Raw genomic sequence first — 25443 nt, 5'->3', positions numbered from 1 at the left:
ACAAAATGGTTATAAAGACAGCAGAGTTTGTAAAAAGCAGCGGGAAATGGCAGGAATGCCCTGAAGGAACCATCCCGGAATATGCTTTTATCGGGCGCTCAAACGTAGGAAAATCTTCATTGATCAATGGTATGCTCAACAGGAAAGATTTGGCAAAAACTTCAGGAACTCCGGGGAAAACTCAGTTGATTAATCATTTTATTATCAATGAAAGCTGGTACCTGACCGATCTGCCGGGCTACGGATATGCCAAGGTTTCAAAGGTGATGAGACGAGATTTTGAGAAATTAATTAACAACTATATTTTAAACAGAAACAATCTTGTGAATCTTTTTGTTTTAGTTGATTCCCGTCACAGTCCACAAAATATTGATTTGGAATTTATCCAGTGGTGTGGAGAAAGCGGAGTTCCTTTTTCTATTGTGTTTACAAAAGCGGATAAACTGAAACCCAATGTTCTCATCAAAAACGTTGAAGATTACAAAGCTGAACTTCATAAAACTTGGGAAGATCTTCCGGAAATTTATGTAACATCTGGAGAAAAGAAGACCGGAACTGATGAGATTTTAAGTTTCATTCAAAAAACCAATGAGTTTTTGGCCAATAACAGCGTGACATTTAATGAGTAATATTATTTGGAAAATAAAAAGTTTTGAAGAAATTACCACTTCCGAACTTTACGAAATTATTAAAGCGAGAGTTGATGTTTTCGTGGTAGAACAAAATTGCCCGTATCATGATTTGGATGGATATGATCAGCACGCAGTACATATTTGGGCTGAAGAAAATAAAAATATTTTAGCCTATTGCAGGATTTTCAACAAAGGAATAAAATATCCCGAAACTTCTATTGGAAGAGTTTTAACAACGAAAAAAGCCAGAGGAAAAAGTTTAGGTAAGCAATTAATCCAGTATGCTGTTGAAACTATTGAAAATCGTTTTCATACAAGCGAAGTAAGAATTTCTGCACAGGATTACCTTTTGAGATTTTACTCATGGTTTGGTTTTGAAGATACAGGAAAGAAATATCTCGAAGACAATATTCCGCACACGGAAATGTTTAGAAAATAATATAAATATCAACAGCACTTTCAAAAAAGTGCTGTTTTTTGATTTTAATAATAAAAAAGGGTTGCATTTTCAAATACTCCAAACCTTTACTAATTGTATTTCCTTGTTACATGAAATACCTTTTTATATCTTAAATAAAACAGTTTTATTGGAAAGAAAGCTTTGTCTTGGTTTGGGATTAAAAACGCAAGGATATACAAAGAATATTAAAAAGTCATTATTGATATTAAACTAAACAAAGTCATTTTACTATTTCTGAAATACTAAAAATAAACAGACTTCAGCTTATAAAAATTAAAAAAGAGTCTGATTTTAAAAACCAGACTCTTAATTTATAAAAACAATATCCTGTTTTATGGATATTCATTTCTTGCTCTTGTGACAAGACCTACTAAATCTGAACCTCCACTTGCAAAATTAATGCTTGGATTGTGCGCGCTTTGAGCGGCAACTGCATATGGTGAACCATTCCAATATCCCCAAAACGGGCCTCCACTTTGTCCCGGCCAGATATCAGCTTTATGCTGAATACTTTGATTATCATCTGGACTCCAAAAATCGCCATCAAGTGCTATACCCGTCTGATAAGTTGGCCTTTGGGTTCCCGTCAAATCAGCAGGATAACCTGAGTGGGTGAAAGAAGCCTGTCCGTCCCAAGAATCTGAATAAGATTTAGAGCCTAACCATCCTGTACTATTTCCTATGGGTCTGTCAAGAACGACTACCACGTAGTCGAACTGCACTTCTGTACCATCAATCGTGGGCCCTGCCACTTTATGTTTGTAATACGTTTTTATCCCCCAGGCACTTCCGTAAGGAGCGCTTCCATTATAATACATGGGTGTAAACTTTAACCAACCCGTTTGGTTATTGGGTTGCCAATCGACAATGTGTGCGCACGTCAACAAATGTCTAGGGCCAATCATTACGCCACTTGCAATTCCTAAGGGACTTTCTACCCTACCAACACAACGCCAAGGGTAAGCTGTAGAATTGAATACCTTTCTCTGATCAGGTCCGAAAATGGTTCTTGCCCCTTCCGCATTAAAGAAATTTTCTCTTTCTATAAATTTGGGTTTACGGTCTTTTTTAGGTTCCAATTTCGGTTGGTACTCAAAGTCAGCGTGAGTTGGATAGAAGAAATCAGTTTCAAGATTTTCATCGACAGCTGATTTTTCATTCATTGTGATGGCGACAGACTTCATCCCTTTTGGATAGGCTCTCCCATCGATGGTTTCCATTTCGGGCTCTTTGTCGGATAATTTTAAATTGGCTGACTTTTCAGCTGATTTTGCCTTGATGTTTTTAAGCTTTAAAACTTCTTCAGCAGTCATTGGGTTTTTGTTTTCAATATTAGACATGATTATTTGGTGTTTTAATCAGTTTTTTCCTACTCTTTGTACGGCTTTTCGGATTCCGCCGGTATATTTCTAAGAAAATATTTTTTGCGAAAATTCTGTTCTGATGCTTTCAGTCTGATTGATTTGCGCCGCCCCCATTGCTGTTAATGCCATTGCAATTTGGTTGTCAAGCGTTTTTCTGATAATATTACCATTAGTAGCACGCAGGATTTTGCAGAAATGATAGGTAAAATAACCTCTTATCTGTCCATTCATATTTCCTTCCATGGAAACCTGATTGTCTTTGGAGGCGGCCCACAATGTATGATTCATTCCGGTAATGGGAACTAAAGCCTTTGTGGTAAATGTTTCTTTTTTAGGTGTTTTAGATAATGGGATTTCGTTGGCATAGTTTAAGTAAAACTCGTCTTCCAGCATTGGTGGAATGAAACGGGCTGCTTCGTAAGAAAAATCTACACTGATTCCTAAATCCATTTTTCTTGTTCCGGTTCCGGAGTGACAGCAGTCGAAAACAACTTCAAGGTTTACACCCGCTTTCAGTTTGCTAAGAACAGCTTTAAAATCATCATCACGAATAACTCCGGCGCTTACATAATCGTGCGGACAAATCGCTTCATCCAGACCGTCAATTTCTAAATCGGGACCGATGTTAGCGACTCTCGTTCCGTGTCCCGAGTAATAAAATACCAACGAATCACCTTTAACACTGGTGCTCACCAAAGATTTCAGATAATTTAAAATATTGGCTCTCGTTGCATTTTGATTGGTCAAAATTCTGATTTGCGAAGGCGCAAAACCACAGATCACTAACGTGTTTGCCATATCACGTGCATCGTTGATGCAGCCGTTTAAATCGGGACCGCCTGATCCAATGGGCGCGTAGTCATTGATTCCTACGATAAGTGCTTTTTTCATTGTATTAGTTTTTTAAATTTCCCTTACTCTGTTTTGGCTTTTCAGGTTCTGCCTGTAACTTTAATTTTACATGACAAAATTCCAATTTTCATGAGCACAAAAACAGAGGAGAAACCCCTAATCACCACAGGAAAAGCACCTTAAGTGAGAATTTAAATTTTACAAAAGATTTGGAACATAAAAAATCCTCACCTAAAATTGATGAGGATTGATTGTTGAAAATAAGTGTCGTTCCTAAAGAAGTATAAATATTGCGCCGCGGGAACAAAAATCCATGCGATTCATTTGTATTTAAATTAAATCAACACAAATTATGCTTTAATGCAAAAAGTACAAGGCCCACTCTATTTTTTATTTCTAATTTGACAAACACAGAATCTCTGTAACCATCAATGGTTTTCGGACTGAGGCACATTTTGTCGGCTATTTCCTTGTAGGTCAGTTCGCTGCATGCTAGTTTGATGAATTCTTTTTCACGATCCTTTAAATCTGAAAGAAGCGAGGCATTTTTCGCGTCTTCTGTCTGGACTTTTAAGAGTTTTTGGGCGACAAAATCAGTATAAAAGCTTCCTTTTTCAAAAACGGTATCTATTGCCTGAAAAAGAATAGCAGGCTGCATATCTTTCAGCAAATAACCCTTTGCACCGGCCTTCAGCATCCTGATCAGCACTTTTTCATCATCTTCCATCGTTAAGGCAATCACTTTAATTTCCGGATGGTGTTCTGTGAGCCATTCTGTAGTTTCTATTCCGTTTTTGTAGGGCATATTAATGTCCATCAAAACAACTGCGGGCAGTTCGGGAACTGTTTCTAAACCCGAGATAAAATCTTCTCCATTTGGATGATTCATCACTACATGGTATCTGGGGTTTTCAGCAATCATATTTTCTAATGCTTTCGACATTAAAGTATGATCATCAACGATGGCAATAGGGATTGTTTTCATGATAAGTTTTTGTGGTAAGTTATCGTTGTTTTGGTTCCTTCCTCAAGCTTTGACTGGATAGAGAATTCAGCATGTATCAACTTCGCTCTCAATTCCATGTTTTTCAATCCGGAGCCGTCGTTCATCAGATCGGTATTGAAACCTTTTCCGTTGTCAGTAATGGTAATCTGTACTGTCTCGTGGCAGTCTTCTAATAGTATGGTTACATTTTTAGCTCTTGAATGTTTTAAAATGTTATTGATGCTTTCCTGAATGATTCTGAATAAAATTAATCCATGCTTCGGCGTAATATCAATATCATGCTTCTGCGTCATTAAATTGATTTTCAGAAGCCGAAGTTTTTTTATCTTATCAATTTCTCTTTCAATGGATTCTACGAGGCCGAAATGCATAATCTGTTCGGTAATCAACGTTTTAGATAAGTTTCTGACATCCTGAATGCATTCGCCTAATAATTCATTCAATTCGCTTAATTCTTCTTTTTCAGCATTTGTAAGCTTTGGAATCAATTGATTTTGTCTTAATCTTACAACTGAAAGTTTTTGCCCCAAATCGTCATGAAGTTCCTGCCCGATATAATTCAGCGTTTGCTCTTTCATTTCTACCTGCGAGGTGGCCAATTCTTTTTCAAAACGCAGATCTTTTTCCTTCTGATCAATCAATAATTTGGTTTTCTTCCGAATGAAAATTATATAAACAAAGATCATCGTTAATACAATGAGCAACAAAGTAACCGTCACAATAATTACCAAATTATTCAAATGATCATCCATAAGTCTCCGGTTTTGTTGCATCAGGTTTATTCAAAAGCAATCCGAAAATGATTACTCCGTTGTTAACCAGATTTAATAAAAATAAGAAAAAGAAATAAATATCATAAGAAACTTTATTTCTGAAATACAATATGGGAATAATACCTATATAAAAAAGCAGCGAACCAACAGAAATCCAAAAAGGAAGATAATTTTTAATCTCAAAGATCTTATCCGAATTGAATGTTTGATAAAGAAATAAGATGATTGAAAACGTCAACAATAAAATATTAACATAAAATGTATTGAACGAAAAATTTTCAAAAAGATTGCTCTCAATACCAAACATCATCAACCCATTAACAACAAAAAGTAATATGAGAACAGATTGAATCTTTCTTAAAGCAGCAAGATACAGCAATTTGTAGTAGTAAATTAAGTAAAGAAGAAACATGAAGAACATCCCAATGACATAAAACTTGTCAGTTGATATTTTGGTCATCTCAAAATAGAAATAGCAAAAAAAATCAATGATAGATATTGCAACGAACCCTGCAAAGAAAATCAAATTAACTCTTTCTATTTTTTTGTATTTAAAACAAATAAGAATTAATACAATCAGCAAAATAATCATTGATATCTGCTTGCTTATTTCCACATTCCAAACCATCTTTCAATATTTAATTGATTGTTTCAATAACTGCTTTTGGAGGAGGTGCAAGATTGGTCATATTCATTGGCTGTATAGACTCAATTTTCACATCCTCCTCAGTAGTTCCGCGTCTTTTCATCGTAGCATCTGAAGATTCTTCTCGTTTCATAGTAGGCATTAAAAAAATAGTCTGATAGCCTGCAAATTCCGGCTTGGCCATTTTGTCTGCAGGATGATTTACAGGATATTTCCCCATATAAATTTTAATTCCTACATTTTGAATATTCTGCTCTTTCGCCTGCTCTTTTACGTACCGAATATATCCTTCCATTTCTTCAATAGTAAAAGAATACCATCTAGAATCCGGGTTTCCCTTTCGGGAGTCTGTAAGAATTTGGTGATTGGTCTTCGTATATTCGTCAAACAGGACCTGCGCATCTTCATGCGTAATGAGTTTCTTTTTATAACTGTCATCTACAGGATTCTCAGGCGGCGGTGGCGTGCAGCGTATCAAAGTACACACAACCATAGACAGCGCAAGCATTCCTAAAAGCGAACGTACATTCGTAAATAAAAAAGGAGTTTTCATGGATATTTGTTTTATAAGGTTATGTAACAAAAGTAGTTAACTCTTTAAATATACAAAAGGGGAAAATCACTGTTTTTGAAATTTGGCCGAAAATAGCACCTTATAATTGCCGAAAGGAGTAAAATAATAACAAAAAAGCACCTTAGGCTTGAGAAATTTCGAAAGAAGAATAAAATTAAAATGATAATAAATGACGTTATGCTACATCATAAAATAAAAAAGACTGCTAATCAATGATTAACAGTCTTTTTAAGTACCCCAGACGGAGGTATTATGAAACCTTTCTTAATTTTTCTTGTTTTTAATTCGTTTATATTCAATAACTTTGATAAACAATAGGTTTCTAATTAATTTGTTTTTTCATATTTAATAATTTTAAATGCAAATTAATTCCCCCTTTTGTTCCCCCTTACACTTATTTAAATCTATTTCAACTTATGATAAAGTACAATTTTGAATTAAGAAAGGACAAAGTAAGTCAAGACGGTTTAATGCCAATTAGGATATTATTCAGAATTGACAGCTCTATAATAAAAAGAAATACTGGATTGAATTGTAAATTAAACGATTGGCAGAACAATCGAGTGAAAGCTAATTCAAAAAAAGATACTTATTATGGCTATGACGAAATAAATGAAAAACTCCAACAGATAGAAACCAAAATTCAAGACATTTCGCTTTATTTCAGAGCAAATAAGCTTGAACCAACAAAGGATTTGTTTATTGAAAAGTTTGATTCAAATGAAAAAGTTGAAACAACCAGTGAATTCGACTTTTTCAAATGCTTTACACAATACATTGACAAAGGAAAATTGATAAAAACTCCGAACACCATCACGGGTCAAACTACTGTAAAAAACTATCTGGAATTCTTTTGTAAGGAAAATGGAATTTCACTTTCTTTTGATAAGGTTGATGAAGATTTTTTTGAATCATTAAGAGATTACTCTTACGAAATAAAAAAGATGAAGCAAAATTATTTCGCTAAAGTAATCAAGGTTTTAAAGTCATTTTTAAACTGGGCAACAGAAAAAGGATATAATGCAAACAGGGAGTTCGAGAAATTTAGAGCTGTTGAACACGACATTGATATTGTGTATTTAACATTTGAAGAGTTGATGAAATTATACGAAAAAGATTTTGACAGCGATCGACTGTCTCACGTTCGGGATTTCTATTGTATGGGATGTTTCACAGGCTTACGGTTTTCTGATCTTTCAAAACTACATTTAGCAAATATTTCTGAAGACCATATAGTTCTTTCTATTCAGAAAACTAAAACACAGAATCACGCCATCAGGCTGAACAAATACGCAAAAGCTATTTTAGAAAAATACAAAGGAACTATCTATGAACCCCTACCCGTTATCTCTTCTCAAAAATTCAATGAATACATCAAAGATTGTTGTGAATTAGCAGAAATCAAACAACCATTCACAACTCATTGGTTTGTGGGTAATAAGAAAAAATCACTCACACAACCCAAATGTAAATTCATAACAAGCCATACAGCAAGAAAAACATTCATTACAAATTCTTTATTGTTGGGAATGGAGCCAAAAGCAATAAAAAAAATTGCCAATATAAAGAAAGATGCTGTTTTGGATAAGTATATGAAAGTAACAGAAGCATTCACAGACGAACAAATGGACAAAGCGTGGGGATGATTTTCGCTATGACTTTATTTATATTAAATAATCTACAATGATTTTTATTTCTGAATTATACAAAAGAGTTGTTAAACTATATTAAAATAAGCATTTTTTAGTTAAATTTAGTTAAAAAATTAACTTTATTCAAAAGTCTAATTTGGAATGATTTACATTGATCTGGATTAAAAAAAATAAAATTTAGGCTAGTCTGAATTACATTAGATTAATCCGGACGACATATAACCATTTGATTAACAGCGGTTAAATTGATATTATTGCATTTAAATTTAAACTAATTTAAAGTACAATAACTAATTTAAAATACAATCAAATGTCATTACAACTCTATTCCCATTCCAAAGGAGATTTGGAAAAAGCGGTTGAAATCATTCTTAGGAAAGCAACCGAATTCACATTACCCGCAAAAGCAGAGCAACAACCGGAAGACCTTATCCCACAGATTGAAGCTGCGAAATTCCTGCACGTTTCTATTCCAACCATTATTGATTGGAGAAAAAACAAAAGTCTACCCTACTACAATTTTAGCGGTCGCTATTACTATTCCAAAAAAGAACTCTTAGAATACGGAAGAAACCGAAGAAAATAAGTGTGACTTATTCTCATTAAAAGTTGCATTCTTCCTTTTGTTTAACCTATCCGTATTTCAGTACGGAACCAAATCCTTTTTAAAATGAGCGAAAAAATTCCTTATCTACGAGTAGGAACAACGTACTATAAAACGATTGAAAAACCATTAATCTCCGGAGACAAGATCTCAATTTTGGTACGATGGAATCGTGAAACTATTATTAGCGACCACGGAAAAAACTACGTTTCAAAAGTTTCAAAGTATGATGGCTTCTGCTGTATTCCTTCTCATCTGAATTATGAGCAGATCGTTGACGGATTCTACAATATTTATAATGAGATTCCTTATCAACCAATCGAAGAAAATATTAGTTCTGAAGATTTACTAAACAAAATTCCATTCTCACTTAAATTTATGGAACATGTTTTCGGAGAACAATTAGAACTAGGTTTAGATTACATAAAGATATTGCTTGAATATCCAACACAGATACTTCCGATCCTTTGTTTGGTAAGTAAGGAAAGATCTACCGGAAAATCCACTTTCATCAAATGGCTAAAATCCATCTTTGGATTAAATATGACCTATATCAAAGGTGACTCATTCAGCAGTCAATTTAATTCAGATTGGACTTCGATGCTTGTAGTTGCTATTGACGAAGTATTCTTTGACAAAAAAGAGATCACGGAACGGTTAAAATATCTTTCAACGACTGATAAAGATAAGAAGGAGGCAAAAGGAAAAGACCGTGAAGAGGTGGAATTCTTTGGAAAATTTATTCTCTGTTCCAATAATGAAGATAACTTCATTCAGATTGATGAAAATGAGATCCGATTCTGGATTATTAAAGTGAGATCAATCAAAAGCGAGAACACTGAATTTCTACACAATCTAAACAAGGAGATTCCCTATTTCCTCCGTTACCTAATCCAAAGACCTTTTCACAGCCGTAAGGAGACAAGAATGTGGTTTACTGATTCCCAAATTAGAACAAAAGCCCTTCAGAAATTGGTTTGGAAAAACAACAATAAACTGGAATCTAAGATTATCGAACTTTTATATGAGTTTTTCGAAAGTACCGAAGAAAGCAAGATCCATTGTATTCCTCAGGATATTTTCAATATGCTTGGTAAGATGTTCAGCAAACAATACTGGACAGTCAATGATGTCCGGAAAATACTGAAAGAAAACTGGAAACTCGAACCTCAAAACAATTCATTGGCTTACATCAAATACGATCTAGATTATAGCGGAAGCTTTTACCCACAGAATAAAACAGGGCGGTATTTTACAGTAGAAAGGAATTTTATTATTCAAAAATTTGATAAAATGATGAGTTAGTAGATAATGAAAATAAAATCAATTAGTTACAGCTCATCAAAAGCCTCATCAAATTTTAAATCCTTGATTTTTTGATGAGAAACTGATGAGAAGAATATTTCTACTTTGATGAGATGATGAGACATTGATGAGGGTTTAAAATATTATCATTCAATTAATTATATAGTTTCCTCATCAATTCATCAAAAATTAGTATAAACTAAACCCGCCCGTTTGAACTACCCACAAATCTCTTATTTATTACTAAAAACAATAAAAATTATAAAATGAACTGCAAACAATTCAACAGCATATCGTTGGAAGAAGTCCTCCTTTCTCTCGGACACCTTCCTACGAAACAAAATGAAAAAGAAGCTTGGTATCTCAACCCTTTTGCCATCGAATCCCAACCCTCTTTTAAAATCAATAAAAGTTTAAACTGCTGGTATCTTTTTTCAGAAGGTATTGGAGGAAACAACGTAAGCTTGTTGAAAAAATATCTGAATAAGAGTACAAGCGAAATTTTAGCCTGGGCAGAAGATCAGAATTTTTCTTCTTTTCAAAAGCAAAATATTTCCAACCAGAATTTTGAAAATAAAACAAAAAATTACAAGATACTTGATGAAAAAGAGATCGTTCATTCTGCACTTTTGGAATACTTAAAGAGTCGGAAAGTAGAAAATCAAAATGAGCTCTTAAAAGAGATTCACTACAAAATGAACGATAAGAATTATTTCGGAATTGGCTTTAAAAACGATTCCGGAGGTTACGAAATTCGAAGTAAATATTCAAAAATTTGTTTGGGTAAAAAAGATATTTCTACGATCAAAAATGATTCAAAATCACTAAGAATTTTCGAAGGCTTTTTTGATTTTCTTTCCTTTAAAAATGTAGAAAAATCTTTAGAAAAAAAACCTTCAGATTACATCATTTTAAATTCCGTGTCGATGATTTCCAATATTAAAAAATCACTAGATCATTATGAAAATATCGAGCTCTATTTTGATAATGATGTGTCAGGAAACCGTGCTGTAGAAATGATTAAAAATGAAAGTAAAAACGCAGAAGACTGTCGGGTTTTATATTCAGATTTTAAAGATTTGAATGAATGGCTAATCAATAAAAATACGGGTATAAAAGTAGCGTATCGATTAAAGAGATAAGAATGTATCTGCATAAAATAATACAAGGTCATCTGAAAAGCTACGTAAAATAACAGTAGCTATGAACCTTAGTAAGATAGTAGTAGGTCACATTAAAATGATATTGTAAAAAAATACGGTAGACAGTTAGTGCAAAAAGTACCCAAAGTTTACAATAAGCGTAACCGCTGATTGCAAAATTGGGATTTTTGATTTCTTCCTATCGTCAGAAATGCTTTGAAACACACTAATATAAAGACAATGGAAAAAGATTTCTTACAGGAGTTTATCACAAAAGCCGTCGAGGAAAATGAAAAGAAACTTGATGGCGAAAAGAAAAAAAAGCACTTTCAGGAGCTCGGCAGAAAAGGTGGTTTGAAAAAGAAAAACAATAACCATTTAAGCAAAATAATTTCTTTTCGGGTGACGGATTCTGAGTATGATGAAAACCAAAAAACTGCTCAAAAACTTAATCTCAAATTATCCACTTATGCGAGAATGGTTTACATGGAAAAAGAACTTAAAATAAATGAATTTAAAACTGATGAAGTGCTGTTACAATATGGAAATCATTTCATCAGAATCAAAAATTTATTGAGGCATCGCGAATTCTCTGAATTTGAAAATAAGAAGCAGATCCTTCACGAAATTGAAATCGTAACCAACCTAATCTATCATTATCTGTATGAGAAACAAAACAGACAGAAACCCACTTAACTGAAATCTAAAAATGAATAACAGCGCAACGACCAGAAACATCTCGAAGATTGCCGTCGAATATAATGGAAATGATCAAGGAACTGCTTTGAGGATTTATCAAAATAACCTGTTAAGCGAAGATCCGGAACACCAATTTAAAGAAATGAAAACCGTTGCCGACAGAAACAAAAATGTTAAAAAATGGGCACTCACCGGATATATATCTCCTGAAAAATCCATTGGAGATAAACTGTCCAACGACGAACTCGCACAGCTCGCACTGAAAGCTTTAAAAAAGATCGGGGTTACCGATAACAACCAGATGATTTTGGATATTCATGCATCAACGAAGCAAAAGCACATTCACTTCATTGTAAATAGGGTTGACATTCATGGTGTTAATACAATAAAAGCTCACAAAATCGGTGAGAACTTCGGCAAGGCAGTTCGTGAAGTTTGTAAGGAATTGAATCTGAAGACAGATATTGAGATTGGCAAGGAAAAGAAAAAAATAATGCTTGAAGCGTTGATGGCTTCTCTTAAAATTTCCAGAAACTTTGCCGAGCTTATTGATTTTATGAAAAAGTCAGGTTACCGTATAACACTCTATCAAAATGAAAAAGTAGGAATCTCTGGGATGCGAATCGTAAGATTTGAAGACATCAATCATCAGACCGAGCGCGATTATAAGCCGGGTTATAAGCTCTCTGAAATCACCAGTACGTTAAGGGTTACAGACATCAAGCAAAAATTACAGGAAAATCAAGAAAGAGCAGGGGATTTCGGTTCAAAGAATATTCAAGTTGGTGTAAGTGAAAATGTTAATATAAATACGTATTTAAACGAACAGAAAAATTCATCCTCGGTTAGCAATCAGCTTGAAAATATGGCAAAGGCATTACTGAAGCCAACTTTCACTGCAGCACAAGATGATGATTTGCTAAAAAAGAAAAAACGAAAATTTAGATAAAAATGGATAACGAAAACAAGCAGCCTGATGGCGTAGCACTACTCAAGAAGGTAATTGAAACCAATGAAGCCACTATTGAACATTATATTATGCTCATGAATTCTCGTGAAGATATTATACACATGGATCAGAAAATAGAGCAATCTTTGATTAATCTGAATGCCACTCTTGACAAATCATCTAGAATGCTGGAAGTAGAAGAACAAAAAAGACAAGACTTTCTACTGGCAATCCCCAAGACTATCGAGGCGCACCTTTCAGAAAAAGCAGTCGGGCAGCTGGAGCAGGTGGAAAAAAAATCACCACTCTTCAAGACTGCTACTTACGGAATAATTGGAGCTCTGCTACTTTCGGTTTTAACAACAATTGGAAATGTTTTTTTTGCAAAGCAGTGGTACACCGAGAGCCTTCGCAGTAAAACTGAAATCAGGCAGGATATTCTGGACGAAATTAAAAATAACGGTCAATCCCTTTATCGAGTGGTTGACTATAATCAGCTTTACTATAATACTGAACTAATGAACAGGTGGATGAAAAAGAATCCAAAAGATGCAGAAAAGTTTTTAAGGTTTAAAGATGGTTATGAAAGCAGATAGATAAGAGTATTATAGTATTGAAATGATAACTCTTACCAATCCATCATCTTTCATCCAACGGAATTCTGAAAAATGGTTATCCATTTATTTCTTTTCTTCTTTTCAGCATTAGTAATTTATTTGATCTTGGCATTCATCTTTTAAGTTAAAAAAAAGAGCCCACGCCGTTGTATATACACTTAAGTATTTAGTGAGTGTTCAAGACCTCACCCTACGGGTGTACAAGCACCCTCGTTTTTTTTAAGCTATCCGATAATTAATTCGATACCTGCTTTTTCTGCTTTGTATTTTATTTTGGTCTGCAGTTCATAATAACTCCAGTTGCGAAGCACAAATTCCTGTTCTTTGGCAATGCCTATTTTATCTTCCTGATTTTTAAGAATAAGAGTTCCCGCTTGCTGTTGGATGCAGAAATCGATAAGTTTCCGGCTGTACAAGTGAAGCCGATGACTGACATAACGACTTTCCATATTTTCTGTTTTAAAAAGTGCCTTTTGTTTCCGTTTGACTCCGTTTCCTGAACGTGCATAGGCGATGCCCGCCTGAATCCTTTTCTGACTTGCCTGAATTGCAAGCCTGCGGTATAAAAATTCTTCTTTAGAACCGATAGTGATTAGCACATGGTTGGCTTTTGCTACGATGGGATGTTCCAGAGACAGGGAAGCTTCTGCGATGATTTCAGGTTTTAAAAGGTGTTCTTCTTTTTCAAATTCAAATACGGCAAGCCAGAAGATTTTCCCGTCTTTCAGCTGGATCTGCGAGGTGCAAAGTTTGATCTCTTCTTTTAAAAGGCGTTCCATGATCAGCCGCTTATCAGAAAAGTCTTTACCCAAATACGTTTTAACCGGAATCGCGAACATGTTGAAGCAAAACGCTTTCTTTTCAGAATCATATCTCATTTTGCTGATGCATTTAACGGGAAGCGGAATGGGAATGTCTTTTTTAAAGTTCCTTAGTGATTTTGTTCCCTGCCAATAGTCGGCTTTGTTTTTAGAAAAGGTGGATTGAATCGTATTGTTCAGACTTCCCAGAATATCGGTGGGGATCTCTCCTTTGAAACGGTCGAAGACCAGGCGTGCCGTCGTGTTTGTTTTCGAACGGGTGAATATTCCCATTTCATCTTTGTTTACGTCAGCTAGTTTGTATTGGATTTCTTCGGTGAGGTAAAAGAAATCCTTGATCATTTCCTGAACATACAGATGGGAAACGATGAAATTAGCCGCCCTGAAGCAACGGTTCTGATAGCGGTAGAGTTTTTCCCACATCCCGTTTTTTTCATTCGCAGGTACATCGACCAGCAACTGAATTTTTCGGGTCAGGGTCATCGTAGGTTTTTCCATTTCAAAGAGTGATTTCAGAGGTGTTTTGATTTTGTAGATAGTGATAGGCATACAGAAATTCACGGTGCACCTCTTTCTCAGGTAATTTGAGTTCCTTCGCAATAATGGCAAAAGAAGATTTCTGTTCAACCCTTATTTTCATAATCTCGAGTTGTTGACTGCTGAGCTGTTCTGACTGCTCTTCTTTATCGACAGCTTTTTGCTGTGAATGATCAAAAGAATTTACTTTAAGAATTTTCCGAAGATCAGCTATGGCTCTGCTCACTTCATTGCTGATGGCTGTCACACTGCTTCCCATGGCTTCTGCAATCGGTTTGTACTGGAAGCCATATTTCAGGCAAAGTTCGATCAGGTGTTTTCTTTTGGGATCCAGTACGTTTAGAATCTTTTGAACTTCATCAAAATCTTTCTGATTGGATTCCTGACTGAGGAGATGCTCCTGATCATGAAGGGGATCGTACCCTCCAAGATAATCCTGATAATTCTCAAAACTTTCAAGGGAAGCCATTAAGCGGGTAAATTTGTTTTTCGGAGCAGTGAAATACGATAAACAGTCTCTTTTCAGAACAAACCGTAAAAAACCAAGAATATGATTCGGGGTTTCAATGGCGTTGCGGTTTAGCCATAGTTTGAGAAAGACATCCTGCACAAGAGTGTCCACGACAAAATCATCCTCAAGCATTTGTTTCCCGAGCCAGAAAAGAAGTCTTTTGTAGCGTAAATGAATATGTTTAAGGGAGTTTGGGTCACCTTTTTTCAGCAGTTGGTAGAGCTGAAGATCGGTTAGCTTCCGTTGGAGAGCGGCATTTCTTTTCATAATCAGTGTTTTTTTTAGCAAAATTATTGCGGAAGGAACTGCTTAGATTTTCGTATGAATTCTCTGCACCATTTAAAACACTATCTCACTTCATTTTGCCCAAAAGAAAAGGCGTGGAACTCAACTTACCGACTGGAGGCACTAGCATACCGGGCAACGATAAGTGAGCCCACACCGAAGTCGTGGGCACAATACTTATCAACTCGTTGCTTTTTGAAAAGTGCTAGTTTTCCAGTCGAGAATCTAAGCAATAGCTTCAATATTTTAATTTTATTGGAATAATTGCTTGTATTACTTGCAAATATAAAAGATTCTTTATTGTAATCCAAGTGGATTACAATAAAGTTGTGGTTTTTTGCAAAATTGCGATATGGCTGCACTCAACGAAGAAGATATAATACTAAAAAATAAAATTGCTGATAGAATCAAATTTCTTAGAGCCAATACTGGTTTGTCACAATCTGAATTTGCTAAAAAATTTGAAATCGATAGGCAAATATTAAATCGTTGGGAAAGTAAAAACAATAAAAGAGGATTGACTATTTATACAATAGCAAAATTTTCTAATCTCATTGGGATTTCTCTAAAAGACTTTTTTGATTTTGACGCATAATAGTATAGAAAATTATTCTTGACACTTTTTTAAACTGATAAATGAATAAAATCCCAACTTCTGTTGGGATTTTGTTTTATTGAAGAAATTTTATTAGAGCCAGATAACGGTAGTTTTATAAAACAAAAAACCCTCGCATTTTGCGAGGGTTTTTTTACTCAAAGGTACGAGCGAGACGCTCGCCTAGCGGGGGATCAAGTTTCTCTTTAGAAGTATTGTAAGCAACGAAAACACTTCCTCCAACACTTGCAGAGAATATTTCATTTAAATTTAAAAAAAGTGTATTTAAAAAAGGTTCCATTCTTCTTTTTTAAAATTAGAGTATCTTGAAATGGCTTTTTAATAATACTATCACCATTTTGTACTGTAAAAAGGAAAATATTATTGTCATTCAAATTACTGGTCGTCGGATAAAAAACAACTGTTTTATTTTCTAACTGCAATTTTACTCCTCTAGCATATTCTCTTGCTTCTATAACTGTACCTCTTAAATCACTCTTAATAAAATACTTATAATTATGTTGATCTCGGTTGTCCATTGAATTACTGGCATAATAAAAATATAACATTACTATTATAAATATTGGTATGAAAAAAAAAACTTTCTTGTTCATTATTTTTTATAAAAATCTTTAATTAAATAAGTATTTGATACTCCAGCAGAAGCGTTAACCGGAACAGGTCCTAATGGAAGCCCTACACCACCATTTAACTGTGTACCAAATATAAAGCCTCCATTTACTTTTGTCGCCGTTCCTGTTACTCCAATTTCTCCTCCAGCAGTTAATGAACCAGCAACCCATCCTGTAGGAACATCACCATTCCCAGTATTAGTAACCAACATACTTCTCGTAATATCAGATGCATTTCCTGTGTAATTGGCATTTCCGACATTAACAGTCAGATCCAAATTATAGCCTGCACCAACTGAGGGAGTTGTTGTGATAGCAGGTAAAAAACTAGCTTCAGGTCCGTGTAATACCCAATTTGCTTCAAAACTTGTTCCTCCTCCAGCTCCAGAAATCCCAGAAAATCCACCACCAACATTAACAAAATCTCCAGTAAATCCTCTTACAGTATCACTGTCCCAATTTATTAAACTAGCATTACCAGAAGCATTTACTATTGATTCAAAAGGATTTCGAGAAGTTATTGTTCTTCCAAGAGAAGTAATTGTAGAATAACCATTTGTTATGGTTTCTCCGTTTTTAGTAATACTTCCGTCACTGTTTAAAATATTATTATTGCCCCCTCCACTTATGGAAATAGAAACACCATTCGCTTTTTGAGTAAGGTTAGTTTGCCCAGCTCTTTCCGCATTACCATCATGCCATTCAATATTTTTTGTCAAATTATTTTCATACCAATCCGTTCCTTGCCTTCCATCCGGATCAATAAAACGTATAGGATTGTTGAAAGCATAATTATATGGTGAATACCTACGCATCTGTTCCGCCAGCGGATCTACCACGCCCCATCTTCCAATATCGGGCATATACATTCTCGCACCGTAATCATACATTCCGGTCTCTTGAAGCTCCTTTCCGTTGTACTTATATTGATAAGAAGGATTTGTTGTTAAAGTACCATTGTATCCTTCATGCTTCAATCCAAAAGGATAATAATTGTTTTCTTCAAGAACCTCTATGCTGCTTCCATTATGGAGGTAGCTTAATCTTACATTTCCTAAATGATCTGTATAATTGTAAATATACTTATTTTTTACAAAATCATAATAACCTTCAGAGGTGGGTACAAATTGTAATGAAGAATCAAAAGTTGTATCATACTGAAAACCGTCCAAATATTCTGTTATCACGCTTGCTAAGGTATTTGGAATGATCCAGTCTCTGCGCGTATGTACTTTTTTTATCTTCGTTCCGTCTGCCCGGTATTTATATGATGTATTGACATAGCTTCTTAGTCCCTTCCTGTCGATAAAGTCATTGAATTTAAAATAATTCGGCAGATTCAAGAAGTTGTAATCGATCTCTAGAATACCTTTATCTTGGTGAGCAGTCATATTTCCGTTAAGATCATACGGTATCGTGATTCCTGAAGTATCAGGATAACCGCTGTACTGACCTGAAAGATCTGTCACACTATTTAATCTGTTACCTGTGTAAACATAATTAAGATCGTCAACATTCATGGCTGTAGTACTTCCTGGTAATATACCTTCCGATCTTTTCAGGTTGGTAATATTTCCGTTCAGATCATATGTTATTTTTTCAAAATATTCCTTAGCTGCAGGATTTACTTCATTTTGATAGAATCCTGCCTTTAGTCTGTTTAATGCATCATAAACATATCCATACCGTCTTAGATTGTCATTTGGATTTGTGGCAGTTCTCCAGTCAACTTCAGCGATATTTCCATTGAATTTAGGAAGTACTTTTAATGTGGTGTCTAAGGCATCGGGGGTTTCCAAACCTTCTCTCTCGTTGTATTTTATTTTATAACCAAACAAGTCGCTAATCCCAAGATTCGCTGGATCGTTGATTTTGGTCATCCATCCCCTGATGTTGTATGCATAATCTACAACCTGAAGAGGTGTTGCTGAATTTGTTCCGCCTACTTTTTTAGTTTTCAGCTGAGACAGTTCATTATACTTGTTCTGCGTAAGATATTCCATGGGATTATTATCAACCTTATGGGTATGGGTTAATAATCTATTCTGGTGATCATAAGTGAAATTTTCCGTAATCACTCTTTCTGTATCACTATCCAGTCTTTTATGTTTTGTAACAACCATCTTTGCCATTCCCGAAAAATCAATCTCTGATTCCGTTTTGGTGTAGCCTCCGAGGTGATTGATAGAGTGGGAGCCAATCGGTCGGCCTCTTTCATCATACCAGCTGTAGTTTTTGGTCCAGTTGTCATCTTCGATGTTTTTTACATAGGAAGCAACGGGTAAACTTTTGGTACTGATATTTAAACTTGCATTATCTGTCAACAAAGGTAAATTAGTGACTGTAGGATTAAATGATGGAGTATTTGGAGGATAAGTGTCATAGTAGTTGACCGTCAATATAGTTTCTATCTGGCTGTACAGACCATTGGTATAATAAATCTGCATCCCATTTCTGGTAAAACCTGTACTGTTTCTGGATTCAATGATCACATATTGATTGGTTATGACCTGTAAGCCTTCCCGGGTTTGATTGGGAAGAGGCATTAATCCGGTATAAATTACTCTTCCAAACTTGTCATATTTGGTAACGAACCATTTCGAGCTTTGTCTTAAATTAGCATCTTGTGTGGCTATCAGCCGATCTGCTTTATCATACACCATATATTCCCAGCCTTTTCCCGGAAGCTTCTTTTCTACCAATCTGTTTCTGCCGTCATATCTATACTGGTAATAAAGATTTTCAACAGTTGCAGGGACTATTGTAGGAGCTGAAGCTAAAGGCGGGATCACATAGGATAATTGATTGTATTCATTGTAAACATAATAGGTATCGGCATTTTCTGTAGCAGTCAATACTTTTCTTACCAATAAGGTCTGACCTTCTCCGTTTTTAAATTCGATGGTTTTGTTTCCGTCTTCGTCGGTAACGGTATTTTTATACAATTGATTGGCTCCGTAATTGGCAGTCTGGCTGAGAGCAGAATTTGTAGCTTCACTTACCCATGTAGTAGTTGTGGTATATTTTTTAACAGCATCTGCAACGCTATTTGCATCATATTCAAACTTGACAGGCTTGTTACTCCACGCCGTACCAACATGTATCTGCTGCTGAATCCTGTCTAAAGGTGAATTTTCTAATATCTTCTCCGAATAGATTTTTTCAGTTCCGTAAATCGAAGGATTGGAAGCATAATCCAACGGTGCTGTAAAAATACTGCCGTTGGCGGTGAAGGTTTGCGGAACAGGCAGATAATCTTTTACCTGTCTGCCAAAGCCATCATACTCAATGTGAGTCACAACATCCCTTCCTAACGGAGAGGCTTTTACATTGACAACCTGCTTGGGTCTTCCTAAACCGTCAAAATACTGTACGGTTTCTATTTGTTTTGCTGTAGAACTTGTGGTTGCTACTGGTTCGAGATACACTCTTGTCTGTACATAGTTTTCTATATTCGTTACCTGTGCAGTAGTAAATACAAAAAGTGTAATATTGAGTAGTGTTACTATTCTTTTTATCATTTAGTGTAAATTTAAAAAATGGAACGAGAAGTTTAGATAATTGTAATAAGAACTAACTATTGATCCAGACAATAATTTTGCAGATACATTTCCAAATGTATCAACCCTTATCTCCCATGTCCGATTGGCTGGAGTATCTCCAAACGCTCCCCCTGGAGGCTCGTTAAATGTAAATGTTGTGGCCGTATTAATGGGATGGCAGTTTCCACCTATAATTCCAAGTGAACGTCCCGAACTAAAAGATGAAGGATTTAAACCCTGACTTTGAATACGCACATTAAAATGTACATAAACACCTTCATTATAAATCACCGGTTGAAAGGATGATAATGATAATCCTCCAATGGGAGTAAATGAACATTCAGAAGCCTTGCATACTAAATTTTGATTTGCTTGATATTGACCATTAGAATTTACATCATCTATTGCTTTTTGGTCAGCATCCATTTGACTTATAGTGGATGAATAAACTTCTGCGGGAACAGTGTAAATATATGTTTCGCTATCATAACCTGGACTACAGTTTTTCTTAAGTGGGCGACTGTTTGCTACTGCATTATAAAATGTAGTAGGAGGAGTAGATAAAGGAACGTAATTATATTTATATTCTTGTACTATTTTTCCATTGTTATCTAAGATTCTTTCTAATCTGTTTTGAGAATCATATCTATATTTTTCATCAATTCCGTATGGGGGAATAATAGTTTTCATCCCTATTAATGGATCGTAAACATACGATGTAATTTGAAAATCTTTCAACTCTGATTTTCTTTGAAAAATATTAAGTTCAGATATTAATGCATTCTCAGTTAAATCATTAATATCTAAATTAGATTTTTTCACGATCTCTAATTGTAGATAAGATTCAGAATCATTAGGATTTAGATTGAAAAACTGCATAAGCTGTGAGTAAGATGCACCTACAATTTTAGCTATAGGTTTGGTTTGATGATAACCCCAGATAGTAGTAATAGGTATGCCAGAATTTTGTGTCAATTGGATCAAATTTCCTTTACTATCATATAAATCAAATTTTTCGATTTCAAAAACTTCGGCATTTTCAAAATTAGATTCGCTAAAAAAAGAACTTAAATTATTAACTCTTTGTGATGCAATTCTATATTTGTTAGTATTTCCTAATTTATTATAGATACTTTCAGTAAGAGAATATTTATTGGAATGATTCTTATCAATTACTAAAACGGGCAAGATAATATTATTATCAATCATTTGCTTGTAGGTAAGAAGCTTTTTACCCGGATTGTCAATATTTATTAGATTACAATTTGGACTGTAACAGTTTGATGCTTTTAGTAAGTCCCCTGGGTAGAAAATATTTTTGACATTTGTTCTTCCAATATTATTGGATGTTATTTTAATAGGATTCTGATGCCAATATAAATAATTATCGTTGTATTCAATCTTTTTTATACTTTCTAAAAAAGTTGAGCCGGAAGCGAGTTCTTTTGTTGTTATTTTAGCAGGAAGATATGGAAGTACTGGTTGAACAGAATAAAACCCAGCATATTGTTGTGGATTCAGCGGATTTGTATTTTTACTAGCTCTAATGTAATATTTGTAATCTGTTATCTTACAATCTAAACAATTATTACTAATTTCTTTTTTAAGATATGCATTATTTAAAAAGTTTTTATAGCTAATATTTTCCTGAAAAACCAAGTTGTTATTAAAATCATATTTATTGGTTTTATAAAGTTTACCTCTTTCAATACTTTTAGTAATATATTGTTTGTAAACACCTAGATAACTGGCAGGACTATAAGAAGCATATGTATTTACATCTAATGAATCTGGGTTAGAAACTAAATCTGTAAAGAAAAATTCGCTCTTTTCTTTATTTGTTATCTCTTCTGTTACTTTACTATAGCTAACATCAGCATTGTAAAGAGATTCATAGTAGCCACCATCACCATCACTTGAAAATAGTGCTAGAGGATCTGAAGCATCTCCACTAGAGGATATTCGTTTTGCAGATGTAATGCCTGAAGATAATCCGCTTTCATATTTATATGAATACTTTTTTTTAATAGAGTTAGAACCATTTGTATCAGATGTAGTGATTTCTTTCAACCTTTGACCAGGAATTGCAGTATTTTGAATGTCATTTAAGAAATAATCATTGTTACCATTAAATCCATGGATTTTTGAAGCAGTATTTTGCTCATATACAAAAAAATCAAAACCAGAGGTCGGATGTGTTACTGTACGTATCAAACCTCCCTGACTAGTAATTTTATTTTGTCCACTCGTATAATTATAATAATCAAAAAAGTAATTCTTCTGATTAACTTTCGTATTTTCTAAAAAAACTCGTCCATCCTTTATCTTATAATTTAAATCAATATTATCAATTAACCTATTACTAGCCTTGACTTGGATTTTTTTAAGAAAAGGTTTTGTCAGTGAATTATTAATATCCTGATATAGAAAATTAACGGTTCCAAAGTCTGAAATTTTCAATGAATCTAAAAGTGCAATTTTATAATAGGTGTCAGTCTTGTTAGTACTAAAACCGAAACTAGTAGACGTACTCCAATTGCTATTGAAATTTTTATTATTTATTATATCCTTTCCGAGAAATAAATTATTATCTGCTAATGCCGTTTTGGATGGGAATACAAAAGAATAATTGTTACCAAAATAATATCCTCCATTAGTAAAGGGATCTAAAATAGCTCTATTACCATTTCTGTAAAAAGCATCGATTGTTCTTCCATTATTTAATTCAACCCTTTTTAGGTAAAAACCATTTACATAATTAATATTTCTATATGCAGTATATGATGTCCCACCACCATTATTATTCATATTTTCATATTGATACTTATTTGAAACGTAATTAATGTCAACCGAATTATAATCTCCCCCAAAATAAAATTTATTACCGTTTGTATCTTCCATAATAATTTCTGGAAGTGCATTATTTATTGGTGCATATATATTATAACATTTTTGTCCGTTAAAAGTAACTTTAAACTCTCCACTTTCTGATTGTACTAAAATATTACCTACATTATCTGATAAAAAAGTCCCATGATAACCTAAAAATTCAAAGTAAAATTCGTTTGGATAATAATAATCAATAAGAGCAGTGGGATTAGTCAGCATCTGTTTTTTTGTGATAGTAGTATTATTCTCTTTAACAAAACATGTGTTTGAATTTTTAGTATAAAAACCATTATTTTGCAGACCTGCAATACCATTTAAATAGGTCTGGGACTCTTTCATAATAATTTTCCCAAATAAATTAATATCCCAATTAGTTCCAACCATAGAGGGTTCTCCAAGCAGTAAATTATTGGTGTACTTTAATAAGGATGAAACAGTTAAACTACCAGATTCAACTTTATATAAAGGAATGTTGATGTTAGGTTGCCCTGTGTTATAATTATTAGAAACATTTACTCTCTTTGCTATTGTGTAATCCTCCATCGGTCTATCTTGAGAAGAGACCATCTGTGTTATTATTATTGAAAATAATATTAATACAGTTTTTATAATTCTTGTTAATGTCATCTTTTTATAATTTTAGCATTCGCAGTTTTATTAGTATCAGTTTTCACAGTCACCAGATACGCCCCCTGAATCAGATTCTGTGTATTGATTTTGGTTACTTTGTTTTTGGTTTTCAGGCTTTGCAGTTGCCTTCCGCCCATGTCATAAATTGTGATGTCTGCTTCTTTAAATTCCATTCCGATTTCTACATAACAGTAATCAGACACCGGATTCGGATAGATCTTGATGTCCCGTTTCTCGATCAACTGATCCAACTGCTTATCTCCAAGCTTCACAATTTTCCAGTTCTCTTTACCCAATTCCTCGGCACTCGTTCCTGCCAGAATGATCGATCCGTCCCTGTTTAATTTGATATCAGATAACCTTTCCTCTTTTTTTCTCGATTCTCCTTTCACATGCTTTCTCCACTGCTCATTTCCATCCTGATTCAGATACAGCATCCAGAAAGTTTCATCATCTGCTTCAATTCTTCCTTCCGCCTGAGTATATCCTCCGATTAAATAGCCTTTGGTTGATGGTTGTCGGTTGTCAGTTGATGGCTTTCCGCTTACCACGTTCATTCCCATCAGAATATCCCGGTTCTTGAAATTGTAAGATTTCTGCCAAATTTCTTCTCCTCTTTCATTCAAAGAAATCAGCCAGATATCACTGCCCTCATCAAGTCCTGTAGTTTTATTACCCGATTTCTCAGATCTTGATTCTCCGCCAACAATATAGCCGTTTGAAGTCACCGCCAATGTTCTTATGTGATCATCACCGTTACCTCCGTAGTTCTTTTCCCATTCCACTTTTCCTTCTTTATTCAGCTTAATGATCCAGTAGTCACCATCACCGAAGTTTTCCGTCTTCTTGGAGCCGCCCATATTGCTTCGTGAGTAGATCCCTAGCAATGCACCACCATCAATTGTAGGAATCATTTTCTCCACTTCATCCAAACCTTTTCCGCCTACAATCAATTGTGAAACTTCTTTTCCGTTTTTATCAAGTTTTGAAATTATAATATCTTTAGAACCATAACCCTTAGTTGCATTCTGGATATTACCGGCCACAAAAAATCCTAAGTCTGTAGTCTGGATCACGGACTTCGCTTCCTCATCCTGAGCAGTTCCCAGTGTTTTCTGCCATAATTCATCTCCGAATTCATTGAGCCTGATCAGCCAGATATCTGACCCTCCTTTGGAATCGTCTTTTTTATCTAAACCTTTTCCGGAATAGGTTGTTCCCGCCAACAAAAACCCACCTTCCTGGGTAGCCACTGTTGCCGATAAAAAGTCATGGTTCTGACCTGAAAAATATTTTTCCCAGACTTCCTCACCCTGCTGATTCAGTTTCACTAAATGAAAATCGTACCCGTTATTCTGTTTGTTTTCTGTAGTAAGCTTTTTTGTTTGTATTGAGCTTCCCGTGATCAAATACTGCTGATCGATTGTGGTGGTAACCTGAGAAAGAAAATCCTGAGTAGAGGATTTGATGTCTTTCTGCCATACCACCTCTTGGGCCGAAAATGTGCCCGAAGTGCACATAAGTAGTGCACTCATGAAGATTTGTCTCATGATTTGGTTATTAATTTTAATTTCACAAATTTAACAATTTTTAACATACTTTATATTCACATTAAAAGATTTAATATGAGTGTTGTCATCTCATTATGCAAAGCTAATTGCAACATGCGACAACACTTGACGTGTTAAAATTGGTTTATAGAAAATTTTATACGTAAAAAATAAAT

Annotated in this window: 21 protein-coding genes; 10 read left to right on the top strand and 11 right to left on the bottom strand. The window is 34.5% G+C overall.

Annotation, left to right across the window (positions count from 1 at the left end):
* Nucleotides 1-5: 5 nt before the first annotated feature.
* On the top strand, nt 6-629 hold the full coding sequence (gene yihA, locus AR685_RS09445) for a ribosome biogenesis GTP-binding protein YihA/YsxC (protein ID WP_047443409.1): 624 nt from the start codon (nt 6-8) through the stop codon (nt 627-629).
* The gene (locus tag AR685_RS09440) at nt 622-1071 is read left to right on the top strand and encodes a GNAT family N-acetyltransferase (RefSeq protein WP_059124402.1); all 450 of its coding nucleotides are present in this window, start codon (nt 622-624) and stop codon (nt 1069-1071) included. Before yihA ends, AR685_RS09440 begins: the two co-directional genes overlap by 8 nt.
* A gap of 353 nt (nt 1072-1424) precedes the next feature.
* Here the strand turns inward: AR685_RS09440 and AR685_RS09435 are convergent, their stop codons facing one another.
* The 5 genes from AR685_RS09435 to AR685_RS09410 form a co-directional block, all read right to left on the bottom strand.
* Nucleotides 1425-2432, bottom strand: coding sequence for a trypsin-like serine peptidase (locus tag AR685_RS09435; protein ID WP_059124401.1), 1008 nt, complete (start codon nt 2430-2432; stop codon nt 1425-1427).
* Between the two features lie 69 nt (nt 2433-2501).
* Nucleotides 2502-3347: a caspase domain-containing protein gene (locus tag AR685_RS09430; protein ID WP_059124400.1), complete on the bottom strand. Its 846-nt coding sequence runs from the start codon at nt 3345-3347 to the stop codon at nt 2502-2504.
* A 301-nt stretch (nt 3348-3648) separates the two neighbouring features.
* On the bottom strand, nt 3649-4293 hold the full coding sequence (locus AR685_RS09425) for a response regulator transcription factor (RefSeq protein ID WP_059124399.1): 645 nt from the start codon (nt 4291-4293) through the stop codon (nt 3649-3651).
* Nucleotides 4290-5066, bottom strand: a complete 777-nt coding sequence (locus tag AR685_RS09420) for a sensor histidine kinase (RefSeq protein ID WP_059124398.1) — start codon at nt 5064-5066, stop codon at nt 4290-4292. The genes AR685_RS09425 and AR685_RS09420 overlap by 4 nt, the downstream gene beginning before the upstream one ends.
* Nucleotides 5067-5725: 659 nt before the next feature.
* The gene (locus AR685_RS09410; protein WP_059124396.1) at nt 5726-6286 is read right to left on the bottom strand and encodes a hypothetical protein; all 561 of its coding nucleotides are present in this window, start codon (nt 6284-6286) and stop codon (nt 5726-5728) included.
* A 437-nt stretch (nt 6287-6723) separates the two neighbouring features.
* On the opposite strand from AR685_RS09410, the gene AR685_RS09405 reads away from it, so the two are divergent.
* The 7 genes from AR685_RS09405 to AR685_RS09375 all read left to right on the top strand — a co-directional run bounded on the left by AR685_RS09405 (nt 6724) and on the right by AR685_RS09375 (nt 13254).
* Nucleotides 6724-7953 carry a site-specific integrase gene (locus tag AR685_RS09405; RefSeq protein WP_059124395.1) on the top strand — a complete coding sequence of 410 codons (1230 nt, stop codon included), beginning with the start codon at nt 6724-6726 and terminating at the stop codon, nt 7951-7953.
* 316 nt (nt 7954-8269) lie between these two features.
* Nucleotides 8270-8545 carry a helix-turn-helix domain-containing protein gene (locus AR685_RS09400; protein WP_059124394.1) on the top strand — a complete coding sequence of 92 codons (276 nt, stop codon included), beginning with the start codon at nt 8270-8272 and terminating at the stop codon, nt 8543-8545.
* Nucleotides 8546-8629: 84 nt separating this feature from the next.
* Nucleotides 8630-9868, top strand: coding sequence for a primase-helicase family protein (locus tag AR685_RS09395; RefSeq protein WP_059124393.1), 1239 nt, complete (start codon nt 8630-8632; stop codon nt 9866-9868).
* 266 nt (nt 9869-10134) lie between these two features.
* Nucleotides 10135-11010: a toprim domain-containing protein gene (locus AR685_RS09390; protein WP_059124392.1), complete on the top strand. Its 876-nt coding sequence runs from the start codon at nt 10135-10137 to the stop codon at nt 11008-11010.
* Between the two features lie 240 nt (nt 11011-11250).
* Nucleotides 11251-11706, top strand: a complete 456-nt coding sequence (locus AR685_RS09385; protein ID WP_059124391.1) for a plasmid mobilization protein — start codon at nt 11251-11253, stop codon at nt 11704-11706.
* 13 nt (nt 11707-11719) lie between these two features.
* On the top strand, nt 11720-12658 hold the full coding sequence (locus AR685_RS09380) for a relaxase/mobilization nuclease domain-containing protein (RefSeq protein ID WP_059124390.1): 939 nt from the start codon (nt 11720-11722) through the stop codon (nt 12656-12658).
* A 2-nt stretch (nt 12659-12660) separates the two neighbouring features.
* Nucleotides 12661-13254 carry a hypothetical protein gene (locus AR685_RS09375; protein WP_059124389.1) on the top strand — a complete coding sequence of 198 codons (594 nt, stop codon included), beginning with the start codon at nt 12661-12663 and terminating at the stop codon, nt 13252-13254.
* 245 nt (nt 13255-13499) lie between these two features.
* On the opposite strand, the gene AR685_RS09370 is transcribed toward AR685_RS09375, so the two are convergent.
* Together AR685_RS09370 and AR685_RS09365 are read right to left on the bottom strand one after the other, a co-directional pair.
* Complete coding sequence (locus AR685_RS09370) at nt 13500-14594, bottom strand: hypothetical protein (RefSeq protein ID WP_059124388.1); 1095 nt, start codon at nt 14592-14594, stop codon at nt 13500-13502.
* A gap of 1 nt (nt 14595) precedes the next feature.
* Nucleotides 14596-15411 (bottom strand): RNA polymerase sigma factor, encoded by an 816-nt coding sequence (locus tag AR685_RS09365; protein ID WP_059124387.1) that lies wholly within the window; start codon nt 15409-15411, stop codon nt 14596-14598.
* Between the two features lie 370 nt (nt 15412-15781).
* Here AR685_RS09365 and AR685_RS09360 point away from each other — a divergent pair, with 370 nt between their 5' ends.
* On the top strand, nt 15782-16024 hold the full coding sequence (locus AR685_RS09360) for a helix-turn-helix domain-containing protein (protein WP_059124386.1): 243 nt from the start codon (nt 15782-15784) through the stop codon (nt 16022-16024).
* 260 nt (nt 16025-16284) lie between these two features.
* Here the strand turns inward: AR685_RS09360 and AR685_RS09355 are convergent, their stop codons facing one another.
* From AR685_RS09355 to AR685_RS09340, 4 genes are read right to left on the bottom strand one after another with little or no spacing between them, the layout of a single operon-like run.
* Nucleotides 16285-16638, bottom strand: coding sequence for a hypothetical protein (locus tag AR685_RS09355; RefSeq protein WP_059124385.1), 354 nt, complete (start codon nt 16636-16638; stop codon nt 16285-16287).
* Complete coding sequence (locus tag AR685_RS09350; RefSeq protein WP_059124384.1) at nt 16638-20177, bottom strand: DUF6443 domain-containing protein; 3540 nt, start codon at nt 20175-20177, stop codon at nt 16638-16640. The genes AR685_RS09355 and AR685_RS09350 overlap by 1 nt, the downstream gene beginning before the upstream one ends.
* Nucleotides 20178-23714: a DUF5977 domain-containing protein gene (locus tag AR685_RS09345; RefSeq protein ID WP_131777609.1), complete on the bottom strand. Its 3537-nt coding sequence runs from the start codon at nt 23712-23714 to the stop codon at nt 20178-20180.
* Nucleotides 23711-25252 (bottom strand): T9SS type A sorting domain-containing protein, encoded by a 1542-nt coding sequence (locus tag AR685_RS09340; RefSeq protein ID WP_228376420.1) that lies wholly within the window; start codon nt 25250-25252, stop codon nt 23711-23713. Before AR685_RS09340 ends, AR685_RS09345 begins: the two co-directional genes overlap by 4 nt.
* Nucleotides 25253-25443: the final 191 nt, after the last annotated feature.

Origin of the sequence: Chryseobacterium sp. JAH (assembly GCF_001507335.1) — a bacterium.
Lineage (GTDB): Bacteria > Bacteroidota > Bacteroidia > Flavobacteriales > Weeksellaceae > Chryseobacterium.
Note: the sequence above shows the minus strand (reverse complement) of the source record. Positions and strands in the feature narration are given on the sequence as shown.

Excerpts from the sequence above, each read along its gene's own strand:
- yihA (WP_047443409.1), top strand. The coding sequence starts at position 6 with ATGGTTATAAAGACAGCAGAGTTTGTAAAAAGCAGCGGGAAATGGCAG.
- AR685_RS09440 (WP_059124402.1), top strand. The coding sequence starts at position 622 with ATGAGTAATATTATTTGGAAAATAAAAAGTTTTGAAGAAATTACCACT.
- AR685_RS09435 (WP_059124401.1), bottom strand. The coding sequence starts at position 2,432 with ATGTCTAATATTGAAAACAAAAACCCAATGACTGCTGAAGAAGTTTTA.
- AR685_RS09430 (WP_059124400.1), bottom strand. The coding sequence starts at position 3,347 with ATGAAAAAAGCACTTATCGTAGGAATCAATGACTACGCGCCCATTGGA.
- AR685_RS09425 (WP_059124399.1), bottom strand. The coding sequence starts at position 4,293 with ATGAAAACAATCCCTATTGCCATCGTTGATGATCATACTTTAATGTCG.
- AR685_RS09420 (WP_059124398.1), bottom strand. The coding sequence starts at position 5,066 with ATGGATGATCATTTGAATAATTTGGTAATTATTGTGACGGTTACTTTG.
- AR685_RS09410 (WP_059124396.1), bottom strand. The coding sequence starts at position 6,286 with ATGAAAACTCCTTTTTTATTTACGAATGTACGTTCGCTTTTAGGAATG.
- AR685_RS09405 (WP_059124395.1), top strand. The coding sequence starts at position 6,724 with ATGATAAAGTACAATTTTGAATTAAGAAAGGACAAAGTAAGTCAAGAC.
- AR685_RS09400 (WP_059124394.1), top strand. The coding sequence starts at position 8,270 with ATGTCATTACAACTCTATTCCCATTCCAAAGGAGATTTGGAAAAAGCG.
- AR685_RS09395 (WP_059124393.1), top strand. The coding sequence starts at position 8,630 with ATGAGCGAAAAAATTCCTTATCTACGAGTAGGAACAACGTACTATAAA.
- AR685_RS09390 (WP_059124392.1), top strand. The coding sequence starts at position 10,135 with ATGAACTGCAAACAATTCAACAGCATATCGTTGGAAGAAGTCCTCCTT.
- AR685_RS09385 (WP_059124391.1), top strand. The coding sequence starts at position 11,251 with ATGGAAAAAGATTTCTTACAGGAGTTTATCACAAAAGCCGTCGAGGAA.
- AR685_RS09380 (WP_059124390.1), top strand. The coding sequence starts at position 11,720 with ATGAATAACAGCGCAACGACCAGAAACATCTCGAAGATTGCCGTCGAA.
- AR685_RS09375 (WP_059124389.1), top strand. The coding sequence starts at position 12,661 with ATGGATAACGAAAACAAGCAGCCTGATGGCGTAGCACTACTCAAGAAG.
- AR685_RS09370 (WP_059124388.1), bottom strand. The coding sequence starts at position 14,594 with ATGGAAAAACCTACGATGACCCTGACCCGAAAAATTCAGTTGCTGGTC.
- AR685_RS09365 (WP_059124387.1), bottom strand. The coding sequence starts at position 15,411 with ATGAAAAGAAATGCCGCTCTCCAACGGAAGCTAACCGATCTTCAGCTC.
- AR685_RS09360 (WP_059124386.1), top strand. The coding sequence starts at position 15,782 with ATGGCTGCACTCAACGAAGAAGATATAATACTAAAAAATAAAATTGCT.
- AR685_RS09355 (WP_059124385.1), bottom strand. The coding sequence starts at position 16,638 with ATGAACAAGAAAGTTTTTTTTTTCATACCAATATTTATAATAGTAATG.
- AR685_RS09350 (WP_059124384.1), bottom strand. The coding sequence starts at position 20,177 with ATGATAAAAAGAATAGTAACACTACTCAATATTACACTTTTTGTATTT.
- AR685_RS09345 (WP_131777609.1), bottom strand. The coding sequence starts at position 23,714 with ATGACATTAACAAGAATTATAAAAACTGTATTAATATTATTTTCAATA.
- AR685_RS09340 (WP_228376420.1), bottom strand. The coding sequence starts at position 25,252 with ATGAGTGCACTACTTATGTGCACTTCGGGCACATTTTCGGCCCAAGAG.